The organism is Spirosoma flavus, assembly GCF_054778555.1.
In genome coordinates, this window is the sequence record NZ_BAAGZL010000001.1 from 1,644,254 (window position 1) to 1,664,954 (window position 20,701).

The following is a 20,701-nucleotide window of genomic DNA, read 5'->3' on the forward strand; positions in this document are numbered from 1 at the left end:
CGTGTCCGCAAATCCGATATATTATTGCGGACGCTACGTCCGAGTTACTAACAAATTGTATCACAATCAAATAAAGAAAATACTACAATGGCAGATTTAAAAGCGTTCGCTGAGCAGCTTGTAAGCCTGACGGTTAAAGAAGTTAACGAACTGGCTACTATCCTGAAGGATGAGTACGGTATTGAGCCAGCTGCTGCTGCTCCCGTAATGGTAGCTGGTGGTGCTGCAGGTGGTGGCGATGCTGCTCCGGCTGTTGCTGAGAAAACGTCTTTCGACGTTATTCTGAAATCAGCTGGTGCTGCTAAACTGGCAGTGGTGAAACTGGTGAAAGACCTGACCGGTCTGGGCCTGAAAGAAGCCAAAGAATTAGTTGACGGTGCTCCGAAACCAGTGAAAGAAGGTGTTGCTAAAGATGAAGCTGAAGCGCTTCGCAAGCAGCTCGAAGAAGCTGGTGCTGAAGTAGAAGTTAAATAAGCAACGTCGCACACGCATATCGCTCCAGACAGGGAGGCCAGACCAACGTCTGGTCTTTTCCTGTTTGGAGACTTTTTGTCTAAGCACTTGCAAAAGACAAACTTATTTTTATTGCCTTATGTTCTTTACTTACGCCCCTTGGGGTGGGTGACACTCGGGGAGTAATGATTTACGAAATAACGATGTTCGATTTTGATTTGTTGCCGACAGGAAAAATAGTTGTCTCAGCTAAACCACAAATTGTGAAATCACAACTCGTAAGTCAATCATGTGCCGTGGCAAATCTTCGCAACGCACACATTTAGAATCGGTTACGCACTAAACGAAGCATAATCTTGGCGACAAACGCGAAAATCAGTACGCGCAAAAATTTTGCGACGATTCAGCCAGTAATTGGATACCCAGATTTTCTGGATATTCAGGTAAAATCCTTCAAAGATTTTTTCCAGCTTGACACGCCTTCCAACCAACGTTCGGAAGAAGGTTTATTCAAAGTGTTTCAGGAAAATTTCCCAATTTCTGACTCCCGTGAAAATTTCAAACTGGAGTTCATCGATTATTCTGTTGATCCACCGAAATATTCGGTTGATGAGTCGATTGATCGGGGATTAACCTATTCAGTACCTCTGAAAGCCAAACTGCGCCTATCGAATAATGATCCTGACAATGAGGATTTTGAAACGATTGAACAGGAGGTATTTCTTGGGAATATTCCGTACATGACCGAAAAAGGTTCGTTTGTAATCAACGGAGCTGAACGGGTCATTGTTTCTCAATTACACCGGTCGCCGGGGGTGTTCTTCTCGATGAGCAAGCACACAAATGGTACCAAACTTTATTCGGCACGTATCATTCCGTTTAAAGGTTCGTGGATTGAGTTCTCGACGGACGTGAACAATGTCATGTATGCTTATATCGATCGGAAAAAGAAATTCCCGGTAACGACGCTGCTACGTGCCATCGGTTTTGGTTCAGATAAGGACATTCTCGACCTGTTTGGTCTGTCGGAAGAAATACCAGCTACGCCCGCTAACCTGAAAAAGGCAATTGGTCGTCGGTTGGCCGCTCGGGTGCTACGTACCTGGACGGAAGACTTTGTGGATGAGGACACAGGTGAAGTGGTTTCTATCAGCCGGAACGAGGTATTACTCGAGCGTGACTCGATGATTTCGGCAGATGATATTGATGTAATTATTGACTCAGGTCAGAGTTCGGTTATCCTGCATAAGGAAGACATGAACATGGCCGATTACAATATTATTTATAATACGCTGCAAAAAGATAGCTCTAACTCTGAGAAAGAGGCTGTAGAGCAAATTTACCGGCAGCTACGTAACGCCGACGCGCCAGACGAACAGACTGCTCGTGAAATTATCCAGAGCCTGTTCTTCTCCGATAAGCGTTACGATTTAGGAGATGTAGGTCGTTACCGGATCAACAAAAAACTGCAACTCGACATTTCGTCTGACATGAAGGTGTTAACCACCGAAGACATTGTGTCGATTGTGAAATACCTGATTGGTCTGATCAACTCGAAGGCCGTTGTCGATGACATTGACCACCTTAGCAACCGGCGCGTTCGGACGGTAGGCGAGCAATTGTACGCTCAGTTCGGTGTTGGTCTGGCTCGTATGGCACGTACCATCAAAGAGCGGATGAACGTTCGGGACAACGAGGATTTCAAACCTGTTGACCTGATCAACGCTCGTACGCTGTCGTCAGTTATTAACTCGTTCTTTGGTACGAACCAGTTGTCACAGTTTATGGACCAAACCAACCCGCTGGCCGAGGTGACGCACAAGCGTCGTATGTCGGCGCTAGGGCCCGGTGGTCTATCGCGTGAACGGGCCGGTTTTGAGGTTCGTGACGTACACTACACGCACTATGGTCGTCTGTGTACTATCGAAACGCCTGAAGGTCCGAACATCGGTCTGATTTCGTCGCTGTGTGTCTATGCTAAGATCAATAGCATGGGCTTCATTGAAACACCTTACCGAATTATCGAAAACGGTAAAGTGTCGATGGATAAGCCGGTGATGTATCTGACGGCTGAAGAAGAAGATACGCACTACATCGCGCAGGCAAATGCTGGCGTTGATGCAAAAGGTAACTTCCAGGTGGACCGTTTGAAAGCTCGTTTCGAAGGTGACTTCCCAATGGCCGAGCCAGGCAACGTAACGTTCATGGATATTGCTCCGAACCAGATTGTATCGGTGGCCGCTTCCATGATTCCGTTCCTGGAGCACGACGATGCTAACCGGGCCCTGATGGGTTCGAACATGCAACGTCAGGCTGTGCCGCTGCTACGTCCCGAAGCTCCGATTGTGGGTACGGGTCTGGAAGGTCGCGTGGCAGTTGACTCCCGTACGCTGGTTATTGCCGAAGCTGACGGTGTTATTCAATTCGTTGATTCGACTAAAATCGTTGTGAAATACGAATTGAGCGATGATGAACTGGCTGTTACGTTCGATGAAGACACGAAAACGTACAACCTCATCAAGTTCCGCCGGACGAACCAGGATACTTGTATCAACCTTAAACCAACGGTGCTGAAAGGCCAGAAGGTGACGAAAGGGGACGTACTGTGCGAAGGCTATGCTACACAGGCTGGTGAACTGGCGCTTGGACGTAACATGAAAGTGGCGTTCATGCCATGGCAGGGTTACAACTTTGAGGATGCTATCGTGATTTCGGAGCGTGTGGTGCGTGAAGATATTTTCACATCGATTCACATCGAAGAGTTTGAGCTGGAAGTTCGTGATACCAAACGTGGTGAAGAGGAATTGACCTCTGAAATCCCGAACGTATCAGAAGAAACGGTTCGTAACCTTGATGAAAACGGTATCGTTCGTGTTGGTACGGAAGTAAAAGAAGGCGATATTCTGATTGGCAAGATTACGCCGAAAGGCGAAAGCGATCCAACGCCGGAAGAAAAACTGCTACGTGCCATCTTCGGTGATAAAGCCGGTGACGTAAAAGACGCTTCGAAGAAAGCGCCACCATCGTTGAAAGGTGTGGTTATCGATACCAAATTGTTTGCCCGCCCAGCGAAAGAAGAGCGTGGTAAGCACAAGGATGAAGTGAAGGCGCTGATGAAAAAATACAGCCGTGAGTTGAATGACTTCCGGGCTCGTATGATTGAAAAAACAGTGACTTTGCTCGAAGGAAAAACCAGCGTTGGCGTGAAGCACAAGTTCGGCGACGAAATTGTGAGCAAAGGCGTGAAGTTTAACCGGAAGAACATCACCGATAACCTCTTCCCAGATAAGAACGCTTATCGTGATGAGAGTGGTTATGCCGTTCCAGAAGAAGCTAATCTGTTGGCCGACCTGAATCTGAATGATTGGACGGACGATGAAAAGCTGAACGAACTGGTTGTTTCGTTAGTGAAAAACTACAACAACCGTCGGAGCGAAATCACAGGTCGTTTCAAACGTGAGCGGTTTACGCTGGAAGTAGGTGACGAACTGCCTGCAGGTATCGTGAAACTGGCTAAAGTATATATTGCTAAGAAGCGTAAGCTGAAAGTGGGTGATAAAATGGCTGGCCGTCACGGTAACAAAGGGGTTGTTGCCCGGATTGTTCGTGATGAAGACATGCCGTTTCTCGAAGATGGTACACCGGTCGATATCGTACTGAACCCACTGGGCGTACCTTCCCGGATGAACCTCGGTCAAATTTACGAAACCGTACTGGCTTGGGCTGGTCAAAAATTAGGCCGCAAGTACGCTACGCCTATTTTTGACGGAGCTACCGAGCAGCAGGTTGCCGATGAACTGGACGCAGCTGGTTTGCCATCGTTCGGCCGGACGTACCTGTATAATGGTCTGACGGGTGACCGTTTTGATCAGAAAGTAACGGTGGGTATTATTTACATGCTCAAACTCGGTCACTTAGTTGACGATAAGATGCACGCACGTTCGATTGGGCCTTACTCGCTCATTACGCAGCAACCGCTGGGTGGTAAAGCGCAGTTCGGTGGTCAGCGTTTCGGGGAAATGGAAGTATGGGCGCTCGAAGCGTTCGGTGCTTCGAACATCCTGCAAGAAATCCTGACTGTAAAATCGGATGACGTAGTGGGTCGGGCGAAGGCGTATGAAGCTATCGTGAAAGGTGAAAACCTGCCGAAGCCGAATATTCCAGAGTCGTTCAACGTACTGGTGCACGAGTTACGTGGTCTTGCCCTTGAAATTACATTAGAGTAACTAGTCAATAGTCGTCAGCCAATAGTCAGCAGCAGCGAAAGTTACTAACGATTATTGACTGACGACTGACGACAGATTTTAACCTATAATCTCCAACCAATGTCGTTCAAAAAGAACAAAAAACTCAATAGCGACTTCCAGAGCGTGACCATCAGCCTGGCATCGCCGGAGTCTATTTTGGAGAGTTCCTACGGCGAAGTGACACAGCCGGAGACTATCAACTACCGGACCTACAAACCTGAAATGGGTGGCTTGTTCTGCGAGCGCATCTTCGGGCCCGTGAAGGACTGGGAGTGTCACTGTGGTAAATACAAGCGGATTCGCTATAAAGGCATTATCTGCGACCGTTGCGGGGTGGAAGTGACCGAGAAAAAGGTGCGCCGGGAGCGTATGGGCCACATCGAACTGGTGGTGCCTGTTGCACATATCTGGTATTTCCGTAGCCTGCCAAACAAAATCGGATACCTGCTGGGTCTTTCTACAAAGAAACTCGACCAGGTTATCTATTACGAACGCTACGTAGTAGTTCAGCCTGGTGTGAAAGCTGAAGACGGTATCAACCAGCTTGACTTCCTTACGGAAGACGAGTATCTGGATATTATCGACAAACTGCCAAGCAGCAACCAATATCTCGACGATAAAGACCCAAATAAATTCATCGCTAAGATGGGGGCTGAAGCGTTGGAAATGCTGTTGTCTCGACTGGAATTAGACGAACTTTCTTACCAGCTACGTCACGCAGCTGCTACCGATACGTCGCAGCAACGGAAAGCCGAAGCGTTAAAACGGCTGAAAGTTGTGGAAGCATTCCGGGAAGCAAACGGACGTATTGAAAACCGTCCTGAGTGGATGGTTATCAAGATGGTACCGGTTATTCCGCCTGAATTACGTCCGCTCGTCCCCTTGGATGGTGGCCGGTTCGCTACGTCTGACTTGAACGATTTGTATCGTCGGGTGATCATTCGGAACAACCGTCTGAAGCGGCTTATCGAAATCAAAGCGCCTGAAGTAATTCTGCGGAACGAAAAACGGATGCTTCAGGAAGCGGTTGATTCGCTGTTCGATAACTCGCGGAAAGTCAACGCGGTACGTTCGGAAGGTAACCGTGCGCTGAAGTCGCTGTCCGACATGCTGAAAGGGAAACAAGGGCGTTTCCGTCAGAACCTGCTCGGTAAGCGTGTCGACTATTCAGGTCGTTCGGTTATCGTGGTTGGCCCTGAGCTGAAACTGCACGAGTGTGGTTTGCCGAAAGATATGGCGGCTGAATTATTCAAGCCGTTCGTCATTCGGAAACTCATCGAGCGGGGTATCGTTAAAACGGTGAAGTCGGCGAAGAAAATCGTTGACCGGAAAGACCCTGTTATCTGGGATATTCTGGAGAACGTACTGAAAGGCCACCCTGTTCTGCTGAACCGGGCTCCAACGTTGCACCGTTTGGGTATCCAGGCTTTCCAGCCAAAACTGATTGAAGGTAAAGCTATTCAGTTGCACCCACTCGTTTGTACAGCTTTCAACGCTGACTTTGACGGTGACCAGATGGCTGTTCACGTACCGCTGGGCCAGGAAGCTGTGCTTGAAGCATCGCTTCTGATGCTGGCTTCACACAACATTCTGAACCCTGCCAATGGTGCGCCGATTACTGTACCATCGCAGGACATGGTGTTGGGTCTGTACTACGTGACGAAAGGACGTAAGAGCACACCGGATTATAAAGTTCTGGGCGAAGGGATGACGTTCTATGGTGCCGAAGAAGTTATCATCGGTATCAACGAAGGTAAGATCTCCAAGCACGCCAACATCAAGTGCCGGGTGCGAGTCCGGGATGAAAGTGGCGAAATGGTTGATAAAGTAATCGAGACAGTTGCTGGTCGGTTGTTGTTCAACCAGGCTGTACCTGAGGAAGTTGGTTATATCAACGAGTTGCTTACGAAGAAAAAACTGCAACAAATCATTGCGCTTATCTTCAAGATCTCGGGTGGTGCACGGACTGCTCAGTTCCTTGACGAGATCAAAGAACTTGGTTTCCAGATGGCCTTCCGGGGCGGTCTGTCGATCGGTTTGAGCGACGTCATGATTCCTGAAGCTAAACAAGGTCTGGTTGAAGAAGCCAAGGCTGAAGTACAGGGCGTTTGGGACAACTACATGATGGGTCTGATTACGGAGAACGAACGTTACAACCAGGTTATCGATATCTGGACGCGCGTAAACTCTCGTCTGACCGAAACGCTGATGAAGCAGCTCGAAGCTGATCAGGGCGGTTTCAACTCCATCTACATGATGATGCACTCGGGAGCCCGTGGTTCCCGCGAGCAGATTCGTCAGTTAGGTGGTATGCGGGGTCTGATGGCCAAGCCGCAGAAAAACTTGCAAGGCTCTGTAGGTGAGATCATTGAAAACCCAATTCTGTCGAACTTTAAAGAAGGTCTCGACGTATTGGAGTACTTTATCTCGACGCACGGTGCGCGGAAAGGTCTGGCTGATACGGCTTTGAAAACGGCCGATGCTGGTTACCTGACCCGTCGTTTGCACGACGTAGCACAGGACGTTATCATCAGCGAAGATGATTGCGGCACGCTACGTGGTCTGCAAGTATCTGCTTTGAAAGACAACGAGGATATCGTTGAACCACTTTCTGAACGGATTCTGGGACGTACCACGGTGCACGACATCTACGATCCGCTTTCAAAAGAATTGATTGTTGCGTCTGGCGAATTAGTTACGGAAGACGTAGCGGCTCACATTGACGAAACAAGTATCGAAACTGTCGAAATCCGGTCAGTACTGACTTGCGAATCGCGGCAGGGCGTTTGCGCCAAGTGCTACGGTCGTAACCTGGCTTCGGGCCGCATGGTCGACATTGGTGAAGCGGTAGGCGTAATTGCCTCGCAGTCAATCGGTGAGCCTGGTACACAGTTGACACTACGTACCTTCCACGTGGGTGGTACGGCCTCGAACATCGCGGTCGATGCGTCGATCAAAGCGAAATTCGACGGTCTGATTGAATTCGAAGAAATGCGTACGGTAGAGTCGGAAGACGCCGAAGGAAACGCGCAAACGGTCGTTATGGGCCGCTCGGGCGAAGTTCGGATTGTTAATCCGGATGATCGTAGCCAGGTGCTGATCAGCAATAACGTACCATACGGCGCGTTCCTGCGGGTGAAAGAAGGCGATATAGTGAAGAAAGGCGACGATATCTGCGCCTGGGACCCTTACAACGCCGTTATCCTGTCTGAACTGACTGGTACGTTAACGTTCGACGCGATTGAAGATGGTATTACCTATCGGGAAGAGTTTGACGAACAAACTGGCTTCCAGGAGATGGTAATCATTGAAAGCCGCGATAAAGCGAAAAACCCAGCTATCGTTGTTCAAGGTACTACTACGTTGACATTGCACTTGCCTGACAATGATGGTGGTCCATTACAGAAGAGCTATAACCTACCGGTTGGATCTCGTCTTGTAGTAAAAGCAGGGCAGTCGATCAAATCTGGTCAACCACTGGCGAAAATTCCACGTAACGTTGGTAAAACTCGTGACATTACGGGTGGTCTGCCACGGGTAACGGAATTGTTCGAAGCCCGGAACCCGTCGAACCCGGCTGTAGTGAGCGAGATTGATGGTGTTGTTACGTATGGTGCCATCAAACGTGGTAACCGCGAAATCTTCATCGAGTCGAAAGATGGTACGAAGAAGAAATACCTCGTACCCCTGTCGAAATTCATCCTCGTTCAGGACAACGACTTTGTACGGGCTGGTGCACCGCTATCGGATGGTGCCATTACGCCGAGCGATATCCTGGCAATTAAAGGCCCAACGGCTGTTCAGGAATACCTGGTAAATGAAATTCAGGAGGTTTATCGCCTGCAAGGGGTGAAAATCAACGATAAGCACATCGAAGCCATCGTACGTCAGATGATGCAGAAAGTTGAAATTATCGACTCGGGTGACACCAACTTCCTCGAAGGTCAGGTTGTGGATAAGTGGTTATTCCGTGAGGAAAACGACAAAGTCCTTGACGCCAAAGTGGTTATGGATGCTGGAGATTCGCCAAACTTCAAGCCAGGTATGATCGTCACGAGCCGTCAGCTGCGTGATGAAAACTCCAGCCTGAAACGTCGCGATATGGCACTTGTTACCGTTCGCGATGCAATGGCTGCCGTTTCGCAACCAACGCTGATGGGTATTACACAGGCATCGCTTGGTACCGATAGCTTTATTTCGGCGGCTTCCTTCCAGGAAACGACGAAGGTGTTGAGTGAGGCATCTATACGTGGTAAACGCGATACGCTCGAAGGCTTGAAAGAGAACGTAATCGTTGGTCACCTGATTCCGGCCGGTACGGGTATCCGTCGTTACCAGAATACAATTGTTGGTTCGAAAGAGGAGCTCGATACGTTAACCGAATCTCGCGAGCAGTTTGCTCGTAACAAGAAACGGGCAACCGTGTAAGTAAGCCTTTTGATAAACAGAAACGCCCCGGTTCTTCTGAATTGGGGCGTTTCTGTTTATACCCTTATTTTTGCAAAAAAATAGTTCATGAATAATCAGCAACCACAAAATACAGAAGGAGCTATTGACGTAGAACTCAGCGAAGAAATTGCTGAAGGCGTTTACGCTAATTTAGCCATGATCGCCCATTCGAATAGTGAATTTATCCTGGATTTTATTCGGCTTATGCCCGGTGTGCCTAAAGCAAAAGTGAAAGCTCGTATCATACTGACGCCAGAACACGCCAAACGCTTGCTGGAGGCTCTCCGAGAAAACATAAGCCGTTACGAAGAAGCACATGGTGGCATCAATAACCCCACTGATACGTTCCGGTTCCCAGGCGGTTACGGCGGGCCGGTTGGTCAAGCATAATGAGTTGAAAGTTATTGGGTTATAAAGTTGGCATTGTACTTAACTCCACAACATTACAACCCAATTACTTTACAACTTTATAACCGTACAACTTTATAAGTTTTTCCGTATCTTTGCACCTCAAAATTCGGGAAGACTGTTTTTTTGTAAACAAATTTAAAATGCCTACTATACAACAATTAGTACGCAAGGGTCGTGAAAAGCTGGTCGATAAATCAAAATCGCCTGCTTTAGATTCTTGCCCACAACGTCGGGGGGTGTGTACACGTGTGTACACAACGACGCCGAAGAAGCCAAACTCGGCGCTTCGGAAAGTAGCCCGGGTTCGTCTGACGAACCAGAAAGAAGTGAACGCCTACATTCCTGGTGAAGGCCACAACTTGCAGGAACACTCTATCGTGTTGATTCGCGGTGGTCGGGTAAAAGACCTTCCAGGAGTACGTTATCACATTGTACGGGGTGCGCTCGATACGGCTGGTGTAAACGGTCGTCTGCAAAGCCGCTCGAAATACGGTGCGAAACGTCCGAAACCAGGTCAGGCTCCAGCCGGAAAAGGTGCACCTCAAAAAGGTAAAAAGAAATAGTTATAAAGTTGTAATGTTATAGTGTTGTAAAGTTAGTTTCTAGCCAGTCAACTATATAACCATACAATCTTATAACTCTACAACTTAAAATTTGACTGGACGTTGGAGAGGCTGCGTTCAGAGTAAGACCAAAAATCTGAAGAAACATGAGAAAGGCGAAACCGCCCAAGCGTTACGTGTTACCCGACCCAAAATATAAAGAGGTCCTCGTAACCAAATTTGTAAACAATCTGATGTACGAAGGCAAAAAGAGCCTGTCGTACTCCATCTTCTATGACGCGCTCGACGTAGTGGCAAAACGCACGAACGAAAGCGGTCTGGATACGTGGAAAAAGGCATTGAACAACGTAATGCCGTCAGTCGAAGTAAAAAGCCGTCGCGTCGGTGGAGCTACCTTTCAGGTACCAACCGAAGTACGGGCAGACCGAAAAGTCGCAGTAGGCATGAAATGGCTTATTAAGTATGCTCGTTCGCGTGGTGAAAAAACCATGGTAGACCGTTTAGCAGCCGAAATCGTTGCCGCATCGAAAGGTGAAGGCGCGGCTGTGAAAAAGAAAGACGATACGCACCGCATGGCTGAAGCCAACAAGGCGTTCTCGCACTTCCGGTTCTAAACCAATTCAATCGACCATATTCCCGGTGGTCGTCAACCATACAAAAGCCGCTCAACATTGGGTGGCTTTTGTTGTTTCTAAGCTATGACAACTTTAGAAAACGACTTCCTGCACGTCTCGATTCGATCCAAAGGGGCCGAACTGACATCTATTGTTCACAAACCCAGTGGTATTGAGCACCTTTGGCAAGCTGATCCAACAATATGGAACTGGCACGCTCCGAACCTGTTTCCGGTAGTGGGTGGCTGTCTGAACAATCAGGTATTAATTGATGGGAAAACATATCCCATGGAACGACACGGTTTTGCTCGGCAGTCAGAATTTGAGGTTACAGAATCAACGAAAAATCACGCCGTTTTTTCACTACGTTCCAGTGAAGCTATACGAGAGCATTTTCCATACGAATTTGAGTTTCAGATTATGTATGAACTCAATGCGAACAACTTAAGCGTTACGTATCGGGTGGTGAATCAGGATGAAAAAACGCTGTATTTTTCAGTTGGTGCGCACCCCGCCTTTACTGTTCCTTTTTCGACGGATGAAACTTACGAAGATTATTTTCTTCAGTTCGAGCAGACTGAGCCGTTGAAAACGCATATGCTTTCAGATAGCGGTTTTTTTACGGGTGAAACAAAAGAGGTAATTACTGAACGTAGCGCTACGTCAGGAAGTCAATTACAACTAACAAAACATTTGTTTGACCAAGACGCACTGGTTTTCAAAGGTCTAAATTCCCGTAGCGTAGCGATACGTAGCAATAAGCATAGCCATTCCGTAACAGTACGTTTCCCCGAATTTCCGTATTTAGGTTTGTGGGCTAAACCGGGGGCACCGTTTGTATGCATAGAACCTTGGCTAGGATGCGCTGATAGTGAGGGCGATTTGAAACCAATTGAGCAGAAAGAAGCTATCCAGCACGTAGCAGCCGGCAAGATTTATGAGGCTTCTTTTTCGATTGAGTTAACGTAACGACCTGCACAATTGATTAAGCAAAAGGCCCCCTAATATTAAGTTCAGGGGGCCTTTTGATATGTGCTTTTACTACGTTATTGCGTTTCTTCTAGTGGAGAAAAGTCTTTAAACGTCCGTTTGATAGCTTTGTCAGTCGCTTCTTTTTTACTTTGCCAGTTGGCGTCTAATTCTAGGGCAACTAATCCACTCAGACTCATTACGTTTCGGAAATCATCGAGTTTTTTGATAAACTCATTGGTGCGTCGGGTAGCTTTCAGCGCAAACTCTCGGGCAAATACGTCGCCTTTATTTTGTAATTCGCTTTTCTTGCCCAATACGTAGTTATACCGATCGAGCAAATCTTTCATCGACTTTCCGATAACCTCAGTAGCTTCCAGCGTGCCCATCGTGAGTACAGCTGTACCACCAACCGCCGAAATGATACGTTGCGAACTCTGATTATTAGCCGTTATAGCAGGTGAAACCCCTGTAACGGCTCCCAGCGATGCATTAGCCACTGAGCGATTCCGTTTACCACCTTTAGCCCGCTTATAATCATGTTTAAGCTGTTCTTCTTTATCTGCCAGTTGTTCTACTAACCCCCATGCCTGAACTAATGCCTGACGATACTGGGCGTAGTAATACCGGTCTTTTTCGGCTTCATTTACCGCGTTTAACACCGTAAATGTAATACGTCGCTCTTCCCTATTCTGGGCCTTATCGAGTACATAAAAGGTAATTTCGACATTTAGCGAATCGTACGGATCTTTCACAAAATCGTAGTTTGGCTGCCAGATGAATTCGTATTGATTGTTTGTATTCTTAACTAGCGAACTTTTTGGAATTTGCTGATTATCCGCCAAAAAATTGAAAGTTGCTACGTCGTCCTCGCCGTTAGGGTCCCAAAGGTAAAACTTTAGGTTAACCGTCGCATTTTCGCGTAGTTTGTAATGGGTAGCTTTCGGAATTACGGCGATATCGGGCGGCAAATCCATCTGCGTAGCTTCTACTTTCAGACGCCCTTTAGTGCGCGTTTTGGCTGGCTGATCCTCAACCCAAAATTCAATGTATTGTGGATTCTGTTTAAGTCGATTAAATTGATTTAAAGACAAATTCCAGGTTAATTCCCCCTGTGACGAAAGCTTACTTCCTTCGGGCATCTGGTCAGTAATTGGAATAAATACGAGAGGGTCACCGTCTTCGTCACGGACCGTTTGGGCGTCCAGCTTATAAACGTTCTGTGTACGATAGCTTACATAAAAAGGACGTAGTTCACCAATAACAGGCGGTCGGTTAACGTGCAATACTTTTAGGTCGGCTGATTTAGTCGATGTCTGCCCCTGTTGATTTCTAACTTCGAACGTAACGGGATAAGTTTTGGTCGTCTGTATGCGGTCGGCCGAATCGAAGTCGGGCGTCCAGGAAAAGTGGCCTACCGAATCAAGCTGCATACCTTCCTCGGCTTCTCCACCGAATGAAAAACGAAGTGAATCGTTTGTAGAGGCCATAGCTTTCAGGTCGAAGCGAATAGTGCTTCCTTCAGATACTACGTTCCAGTTTGTTTGGGAGGGGAGTATTAGCTGTAGTTTAGAATCCTGCGCATAAGTAAACGTACATGAAAGCAATACGAACACCCATGCTATTATACCGGCAGTTCGGTTCATAATGACGCTGGAAGGTGGTTTATCTTACAAAACGTAAAAATAAGGCGAAGATTTCGTCTGAATGGATTTAGAATCTAGCAATACTATTTTTCTTATCAATTTACTTATTTTAATGAGTAAAAATTATATTTTTCAAAGAAATAGTAATAGTAGCTTATATATGAATGCATTATAATGTATTATAAATAAAGATCCTATCATTTTATCGGATTAGTAGCAATAGCGTATTCAAAGTATAATTTCTAATAAAGCAAAAATCAGCCAGTAGTTCACTACTGGCTGAAAGAGAAGGTCTGATTATGGTTGTGGACAGGGGCTTTCCCTCTGATTGATGTATGCAAAGTTATTAAACGGGCATATCCGTGAACCGGAGTAATACCCCAGATTTGTGGCCTGTTTTTTCTCGGTAGGAGTACGGGAAATTTCCCGTATTGTCAAACGTTTATACGTACAGGGCGTTGTAATTGATTGGTATACAGGTGGTTATAATTAGATTATTTGTAATAAAGTTTTACATTTTTTATAAGATTGCTTAGATTGGGTTGATAATTCAAATATAAACCACTAACAATTTAGATGTATGTCAAATATTATTAAGGTTGCGGGTATAGATTACGATGGTGAAAAATTTGTTGAGGCAGAATTAATTATCAATTTAGCTCCTGACGGAGATATTAGAGGAGCTGGAAAACCAATAACACTAAATGCTGCAAAAGTGATGATCGATAGTTATCTAAGCCCAGTTATAGATGATTTAAAAAATCCTGATAAAAAAGAAAATGCTTTGAAAGCTCCAATTGCTGTTTATTATGGGAAAGAAACATTGATGTTACTTCTTTCTCAGTCAAATTGCGAAGGTATACGATTTTATTTTTGTAAAAATCATCATGAAAGAGCCTCGTTAGTCTTAATAGGAATTGATAAGGACGGAAGTGATTTAGGTATACCAATTGAGTTGAGAAATGAAAATATTAAATCTATAGTAGATCCTGATGTTGAAAGCTTGGCCGACGGAACACTTATTTATGAAGTGGGAGGTCCTGATACTCTCATAGACCTTTTAGAATTCGGAATAGCGGGTGATCCAGTTGGAGAAGCATTAAAAAATTATATTGCAAAAAAATAACAGAAAATATATAAAAGTGAAATAAAGCCGGACTGAAAAGCTTCCGGCTTCATTTAATTTATGAGCAACGGCCAGATTATATATTTGACTCTACTAGTAACTACTTGGTTAATAAGTATTTATTGTAAAAAAAATGACCCATCAATACGTGTATTTCCTTGGCTATTATTTGTGTCTATTTTGACTGAAATAATTGTGTCCATATTGTATCATATTTATCATAAAAGCGACAAAAATTATAGAGAGTACAACATTGTTTATCACATTTATATACCTATTGAATATTGTTTTTTAGCTTATTTTTTTGTAAAAAAAAATAAGCTAAAATGGTTTAAAAATATAATCTTAGCTTCAATACCCTTCTTTATTTTGTTAAGCGTTTATATATCGTTAAAAATAACACCAGTTACTAGTCACCCTGGTTTGTCATTTAACATAGAGGGTGCTATGATAATTCTTTGGAGTATATTGACTCTGTTTTCTTTAGAAGTTAATTTGAATGTGCCTATTAGCAGGCAGCCCGCTTTTTGGATTTGCTTCGGTCTGCTACTTTTTCACGCTGGTATCTTCTTTTTTAATTTTGTCTATGCCTATATTGATACCCGAGAAACAGCAATGGCTAAAGAACTACATCAACTAGTCATAAAGAATTTAAACTATTGTTTATATATTTCCTTTTCGGTGGCCTTCCTATGCTCCGAGCGAACGAAGAAATTTACGTAGCCGTCGTTGCCAGTACGGTATTAATGATACTTCTTTCAGGAGTAGTAGGTATTGCTATACTACGTTATCGACAACGAGCACAGAACCATCTCAGAGATATTAAAAATATGCAAGAAGCTTATCAGCGTGAACTTCTCCAGTCACAGTTAGAAACGCAAAATCAAACCCTTGAGTACGTCGGACGGGAATTGCATGATAACGTAGGGCAGATGCTGTCGGTGGCTATGTTACATGCTAACTGGCTAGAAGAAGATTTGGCGCAATCTCCATTGCAGTCGGCTGTGGAACAATTGGTAAAAACAATCGATCAGACAATTCAGGAAGTTCGTCAACTAGCTAAAACGTTGGATAGTAGCACTGTTCGCCGGTTTGGCTTGCGCGAGAGCCTTACGTTTGAGTTAGAACGTATTGGACATACGAAACGCTTCCAAACGCATTTGAACGTATTAGGAAACCCTTATGAACTTGGTGATGAAACTGAAATTATCCTGTTTCGAATGGCGCAGGAGGCTCTCAATAACGCCATTAAACACGCCGGCGCTAAAACCTTACTAGTAACTACAGATTATCAGCCAGACAGCTTTGGGTTATTGATTGCCGATGATGGACATGGCTTTGATTTAGTCGAAGCTGCGAACCGTCAGGTTAATAAATCGGGCTCGGGTGTAAACAATCTTTATCAACGTACTAAACTGCTGGGAGGTATATGTACCATTGATACAAAGCCTGAATCAGGTACATGTATTGAAATTAAGTTGCCTCGTCAGTCTCAATAAAAACAAAATGTATCTATAGAAATTGTAAAACGGGGCGCAACCCAGTAACTTTCAGGCTGCATTTTTACACACCCCGCCCTTCCTATGTCCACAACCATTGCCATCGTTGATGACCATCATTTGCTGGCTCAGGCACTTTCTGAATTGATTCGAAAATTTGATGGCTATGACGTTTTGTTTGTCGCTGAAAATGGGCGAGAATTAATCACAAACATTAATGACAAGCAGATACCTGACATAGTTTTACTGGATTTGCATATGCCCGAAATGGATGGATTTGCAACGGCTCAATATCTGCAGCAGCACCATTCCGGTGTGAAAATAATAGTCCTGTCCATGTTCGACAAAGAAGAAGATGTTGCCAGAATGGTACGGCTAGGTGTGCGGGCTTATTTACTGAAAGGCTGTCGACCTTCTGAACTGCGTCTGGCTTTAGATGATGTGCGTACGAAAGGATATCATTACTCCGAATTCCTGACGAATAAACTGATTCGGAACCTGTCGCCGGGCGAGTCAAGTTCTAATACGATACCTCAGTTGAACGACCGTGAACTGAAATTTCTGAAACTGGCGAGCAGCGATTTAACCTATGTCGAAATTGCGGACATTATGTGCGTAGCGCCCCGGACGGTAGACGGCTATCGTGAAGCCATCTTTCAAAAGATGAATGTAAAAAGCCGTACAGGTATGGTACTTGAAGCACTACGGCTGGGATTAATCGACTTACGCGACTTAGGCAGGCCGTAACAACTGTTATCTTTGCAAAAACTTCAGGCAGATGCAGTTACATTTCCACCCGGTTGATTTACGGCTGAAGCATACATTCACCATTGCCCACGACAGTCGCGATGTACAGCCAACCTTACTGGTAGAACTTCGTGATGGACAATACAGTGGTTTTGGGGAAGCTACCGCTACCAAGTATTACGGCTTTACCATCGATGGCATGATAGCTGCCCTTGAAACCATTCGGGAACGTATCGAAAATCATTCTTTAAACAATCCAGAAGAATTTTGGGCTGATATGCAGCCTTCTCTGTCGCAGAACCCGTTTGCGCTCTGTGCACTTGATCAGGCAGCTTGGGATTTATGGGCCAAACGCCAGCAGAAACCACTTTATCAGCTCTGGAATCTTGATCCTGCAACGAGCCCCATAACCGATTATACCATTGGGCTTGCTACGCCCGAAAAAATGGTGTCCAAAATGCAGGAATGTCCGTGGCCTTTGTATAAAATAAAACTAGGCCGCCCAGATGAGGATATTACTTTGGTGCAGACTTTACGGCAACATACGGATGCGCTGTTTCGGGTAGATGCCAATTGCGGCTGGACGGCGGAGGAAGCCATTGTGAAATCGAAACTACTGAAAAACCTGAACGTAGAATTTATTGAACAGCCGCTACCTGCCGATGACTGGATAGGAGCAAAAGCCGTATTTGAGCGTAGTGCCCTTCCGATTATCGCCGACGAGAGCTGTATCGTGGAAAGCGATGTTGACCGATGTGCGGGCTATTTTCACGGCGTGAATATCAAACTGACTAAGTGTGGTGGTTTAACCCCCGCCCGACGGATGATTGCCCGCGCCCGGGCACTAAATCTAAGCGTAATGGTTGGCTGTATGACCGAGTCAAGCGTAGGCATTTCGGCCATTGCGCAGCTACTTCCGCTACTGGATTACGCTGACCTGGATGGCGCTATGCTGATCGCTAATGACCCCGCTACCGGTGTTACGTTCAACAATGGCAACGTAGTATATGCCCAGGAAAACGGAACGGGCGTACGATTGAATGGCCCCGACAGGCTCCGGCTGTCGTAATTGCCGGATGGTTTGTAATTAGTCGCTAATGCGACTTCAACAGCCCGAGTCGGTCGGGACTCTATATAGCCAATGAGCGAAATTTTTGAAATAGATCACCTTCCCAATCGAATTGTCGAACATAACGGTCAGGACTATCTCTTTTTTAGTGGAACAGCATATTTAGGCTTGCCGCAAAACTCTGCCTTTCAGCAACTTACTCAGGCAGCTATGGTGCGTTACGGTACTGTTTTTGGCAGTTCACGTAACGGCAATCTTCGGTTAGGAATTTACGAAATCGCGGAAGCCAGACTAGCTGCGTGGGCGATGGGCAACGTACCGAATGCTACGTCGCTGACGCTCTCATCGGGTATGATGGCCGGTCAGGCGATTGTCAATTGGTTGCGGGCAGAGGACGCTACGTTTATTTACGCCCCTAAAGCTCATCCGGCCCTTTGGCATAAGCCCAACGTTACACTTCCGGCACTATCCTTTCCCGACTGGGCGAGTCAATTGCCTGATCAACTGCGAAATACACCTCCCGCACACGTAGCAATTATGGTCAACTCACTGGATGCGGTAGCCTCGATTTACTATGATTTTGATTGGATACGTTCACTTCCTGACGACCGTCCGATAACCCTCGTTGTCGATGATTCGCATGGTTTGGGCGTATTGAACGAGGGGCGGGGCATCTGGCCGGAAATCAAGCAGAAACTGGATTCCGTGGGAAGTTCGGTACGGCTGCTGGTAACGGCTTCGCTGGCTAAAGCGATGGGATTGCCAGGGGGAGTAATTTTTAGCAATTCTGCTACGTTGCAATCACTACGTCAAACCGCGTTTTTTGGGGCCTGTTCGCCCATGCCTCCCGCTTATTTAGACGCTTACTGCCAGGCTGATACGTTATACAAAGAAGGATATAATCGGCTGATGGAGAACATATTACTAGCCGAAAAATTGCTACGTCCTACAGGTATATTTCAGCACGCGGAAGGCTATCCTGTTTTTTTTACAGAGCGCGATGATTTATACCAGAAGTTGCTCAGTCACCAGATTCTCATCTATTCGTTTGCTTATCCTACAGCTGCCGACCGGGCAAATACCCGTATCGTGATCAGCGCGTTTCATACGTCAGAAGACATCGAGCGACTCGCCGAGTGTATCAATACGTACGGCTCCTAACTCTTGGCTAGTCATGTACGGCTCATTTCGTTATCTATAGGTAAACCTGTACCTTGCAAAATCACGCTTCGTCCCGGCCAAACTTATTTGTTCGGGGAACGTAACGTAGAAATAGCTATTACCACTGATCAATGCCACAGAACAATCAAACGTCGCCAAAGCCCTTTGGTGTTCAGGTTTCGTCTGAAATCGGTACGCTTCGGAAACTCTTGATTCATAGTCCCGACCGTGGTTTAGGGAAAGTAGTACCCTCAAAAGCACAGGACTGGTTGTTTGAAGATATTGTGCATCTGGACATGATGCGCCGGGATGAGTACGATTACTACGTTAAACTTCTGTTATATTTTCTAGACCCCGAGAAAATCCGGGGGAAAATCAGTTCGCTTAGCCCTGGATCAAATCGCGCGTTTTTTAAACCGGACAATCCGGATTATTTCCGGTCAGACAACGTACTGGATATTCAGTCATTACTGGCTGATATTCTGGTAGATGAGTCGATACGTATTCGCCTGATTGCGGCTATTTGCGGCATCGAACGGACTTCGTTCCAGACGCAGCAACAGTTAAATCAGCATGAACCGGCTGAATTGGCTAAAATCATGATTTCGGGTTCGTTACCTGATTTGACAATGCTCTTTGCACCCCTGCCGAACTTCATCTTCACCCGCGATATTGGCATTGTTATAAACGACCATATTCTGCTCAATAAACCGGCCAAATCGGCGCGTACCCGTGAAGCTTTATTAACGCAGTATATTTTCTTTAATCATCCGCTCTTTGCTCAGTATCAGGATAAAATCATCGAAATCCCTGATAACGAACATGCTTTTCTGCTCTCCGATACCGACATCAACCGCGACGTAACACGCTCAACTCTGGAGGGAGGTGATGTGATGATGATTTCGAAACGGCATCTGCTAATTGGTGTCAGCGAGCGTACTACGTTGTATGCCGCTCAGCAGGTGATGCGCATTTTATTCAGCAAAAATCTGATCGATACGGTCACGATTATCAAGATTCCGAAAAAGCGGGATTATATGCATATCGACACGATTTTCACGCAGGTGAAACGGAACGTATGGGTATTGCTGGGGGCGCTGGCTCGTACGGGTGACGAAGCCAAAAAACGGGACGTCATTCATTTTTTCGCTCCAGCCGACGTATCGCAAGATCTTAAAATTCTGCAATTCATTAAGGGGTTGGAACACAAGCCTATCGAAATTGAAAACCTCGAAGATTTGCTGACCGACATTAGCAAGAATGATCTCGGTGCTACTGAATCCGTTCAGTTTATTTATTCGGGCAATAACGAATTTCCGTTTGGTGCCCGCGAACAATGGACGGATTCGTGTAATCTGCTGGCTCTGAAAGATGGGGTTGTGATCGGTTACGACCGGAACGAAAAAACTGCTGATGCGTTTCGATCGGCTGGATTTGAAGTTATTGAGGCCGCCAAACTGCTCGACCGTTTTGAGCGGAACGAATCATCTCCCGAAACAATCGAAAATACGTTCATCATGCTTCCTTCGGCCGAGTTAAGCCGGGCTCGGGGTGGTTCGCACTGCATGAGTTTGCCCCTCTGGCGTGAAGAAGTGTGAAGAGAGTCTTGACCAAGCTCCAGCCTGACTCAGATCCTGTGACTACCCTACACCCGGCAAAGCATTGAACAAATAGCCGGATTGTATTAACTTGCTCCCAGAAAATAGTATGTTATCAAGGCAAATTAGCGAACGTACTGACTTACAAA

14 protein-coding genes are annotated in these 20,701 nt (G+C 46.0%); 13 read left to right on the forward strand and 1 reads right to left on the reverse strand.

The features are described from left to right. Positions 1–87: 87 nt before the first annotated feature. From rplL to ACYVF1_RS06380, 7 genes are all read left to right on the forward strand, one after another. The gene (rplL, locus tag ACYVF1_RS06350; RefSeq protein WP_405519044.1) at positions 88–474 is read left to right on the forward strand and encodes a 50S ribosomal protein L7/L12; all 387 of its coding nucleotides are present in this window, start codon (positions 88–90) and stop codon (positions 472–474) included. 335 nt (positions 475–809) lie between these two features. After that, positions 810–4,679, forward strand: a complete 3,870-nt coding sequence (rpoB, locus tag ACYVF1_RS06355; protein ID WP_461076717.1) for a DNA-directed RNA polymerase subunit beta — start codon at positions 810–812, stop codon at positions 4,677–4,679. A 99-nt stretch (positions 4,680–4,778) separates the two neighbouring features. After that, positions 4,779–9,128, forward strand: coding sequence for a DNA-directed RNA polymerase subunit beta' (rpoC, locus tag ACYVF1_RS06360; protein ID WP_461076719.1), 4,350 nt, complete (start codon positions 4,779–4,781; stop codon positions 9,126–9,128). 87 nt (positions 9,129–9,215) lie between these two features. Continuing rightward, on the forward strand, positions 9,216–9,539 hold the full coding sequence (locus ACYVF1_RS06365; RefSeq protein WP_461076721.1) for a DUF3467 domain-containing protein: 324 nt from the start codon (positions 9,216–9,218) through the stop codon (positions 9,537–9,539). 161 nt (positions 9,540–9,700) lie between these two features. Next, positions 9,701–10,123: a 30S ribosomal protein S12 gene (rpsL, locus tag ACYVF1_RS06370; protein WP_190886835.1), complete on the forward strand. Its 423-nt coding sequence runs from the start codon at positions 9,701–9,703 to the stop codon at positions 10,121–10,123. 146 nt (positions 10,124–10,269) lie between these two features. Further along, positions 10,270–10,737: a 30S ribosomal protein S7 gene (gene rpsG / locus ACYVF1_RS06375; protein WP_461076723.1), complete on the forward strand. Its 468-nt coding sequence runs from the start codon at positions 10,270–10,272 to the stop codon at positions 10,735–10,737. 84 nt (positions 10,738–10,821) lie between these two features. Then, on the forward strand, positions 10,822–11,706 hold the full coding sequence (locus ACYVF1_RS06380; protein WP_461076725.1) for an aldose 1-epimerase family protein: 885 nt from the start codon (positions 10,822–10,824) through the stop codon (positions 11,704–11,706). 77 nt (positions 11,707–11,783) lie between these two features. Here the strand turns inward: ACYVF1_RS06380 and ACYVF1_RS06385 are convergent, their stop codons facing one another. Next, positions 11,784–13,352 (reverse strand): hypothetical protein, encoded by a 1,569-nt coding sequence (locus tag ACYVF1_RS06385; protein ID WP_461076727.1) that lies wholly within the window; start codon positions 13,350–13,352, stop codon positions 11,784–11,786. A 580-nt stretch (positions 13,353–13,932) separates the two neighbouring features. Here ACYVF1_RS06385 and ACYVF1_RS06390 point away from each other — a divergent pair. From ACYVF1_RS06390 to ACYVF1_RS06415, 6 genes are all read left to right on the forward strand, one after another. Beyond that, entirely contained in the window at positions 13,933–14,478 is a 546-nt protein-coding gene (locus ACYVF1_RS06390; RefSeq protein WP_461076729.1) for a hypothetical protein, read from the forward strand. A gap of 830 nt (positions 14,479–15,308) precedes the next feature. Next, on the forward strand, positions 15,309–15,977 hold the full coding sequence (locus tag ACYVF1_RS06395) for a sensor histidine kinase (RefSeq protein WP_461076731.1): 669 nt from the start codon (positions 15,309–15,311) through the stop codon (positions 15,975–15,977). Positions 15,978–16,061: 84 nt separating this feature from the next. Continuing rightward, positions 16,062–16,724 carry a response regulator gene (locus tag ACYVF1_RS06400; protein ID WP_461076733.1) on the forward strand — a complete coding sequence of 221 codons (663 nt, stop codon included), beginning with the start codon at positions 16,062–16,064 and terminating at the stop codon, positions 16,722–16,724. Positions 16,725–16,755: 31 nt separating this feature from the next. After that, positions 16,756–17,793, forward strand: a complete 1,038-nt coding sequence (locus ACYVF1_RS06405) for a dipeptide epimerase (RefSeq protein WP_461076735.1) — start codon at positions 16,756–16,758, stop codon at positions 17,791–17,793. Positions 17,794–17,865: 72 nt separating this feature from the next. Next, complete coding sequence (locus tag ACYVF1_RS06410) at positions 17,866–18,954, forward strand: aminotransferase class I/II-fold pyridoxal phosphate-dependent enzyme (protein WP_461076737.1); 1,089 nt, start codon at positions 17,866–17,868, stop codon at positions 18,952–18,954. Between the two features lie 131 nt (positions 18,955–19,085). Beyond that, positions 19,086–20,552 (forward strand): arginine deiminase family protein, encoded by a 1,467-nt coding sequence (locus tag ACYVF1_RS06415; protein WP_461076739.1) that lies wholly within the window; start codon positions 19,086–19,088, stop codon positions 20,550–20,552. Positions 20,553–20,701 lie beyond the last annotated feature (149 nt).

What these genes read in the sequence shown, in the direction of transcription:
- rplL (WP_405519044.1), top strand. Translation starts at nt 88, where the DNA reads ATGGCAGATTTAAAAGCGTTCGCTGAGCAGCTTGTAAGCCTGACGGTT.
- rpoC (WP_461076719.1), top strand. Translation starts at nt 4,779, where the DNA reads ATGTCGTTCAAAAAGAACAAAAAACTCAATAGCGACTTCCAGAGCGTG.
- ACYVF1_RS06365 (WP_461076721.1), top strand. Translation starts at nt 9,216, where the DNA reads ATGAATAATCAGCAACCACAAAATACAGAAGGAGCTATTGACGTAGAA.
- rpsL (WP_190886835.1), top strand. Translation starts at nt 9,701, where the DNA reads ATGCCTACTATACAACAATTAGTACGCAAGGGTCGTGAAAAGCTGGTC.
- rpsG (WP_461076723.1), top strand. Translation starts at nt 10,270, where the DNA reads ATGAGAAAGGCGAAACCGCCCAAGCGTTACGTGTTACCCGACCCAAAA.
- ACYVF1_RS06380 (WP_461076725.1), top strand. Translation starts at nt 10,822, where the DNA reads ATGACAACTTTAGAAAACGACTTCCTGCACGTCTCGATTCGATCCAAA.
- ACYVF1_RS06385 (WP_461076727.1), bottom strand. Translation starts at nt 13,352, where the DNA reads ATGAACCGAACTGCCGGTATAATAGCATGGGTGTTCGTATTGCTTTCA.
- ACYVF1_RS06390 (WP_461076729.1), top strand. Translation starts at nt 13,933, where the DNA reads ATGTCAAATATTATTAAGGTTGCGGGTATAGATTACGATGGTGAAAAA.
- ACYVF1_RS06395 (WP_461076731.1), top strand. Translation starts at nt 15,309, where the DNA reads ATGCAAGAAGCTTATCAGCGTGAACTTCTCCAGTCACAGTTAGAAACG.
- ACYVF1_RS06400 (WP_461076733.1), top strand. Translation starts at nt 16,062, where the DNA reads ATGTCCACAACCATTGCCATCGTTGATGACCATCATTTGCTGGCTCAG.
- ACYVF1_RS06405 (WP_461076735.1), top strand. Translation starts at nt 16,756, where the DNA reads ATGCAGTTACATTTCCACCCGGTTGATTTACGGCTGAAGCATACATTC.
- ACYVF1_RS06410 (WP_461076737.1), top strand. Translation starts at nt 17,866, where the DNA reads ATGAGCGAAATTTTTGAAATAGATCACCTTCCCAATCGAATTGTCGAA.
- ACYVF1_RS06415 (WP_461076739.1), top strand. Translation starts at nt 19,086, where the DNA reads ATGCCACAGAACAATCAAACGTCGCCAAAGCCCTTTGGTGTTCAGGTT.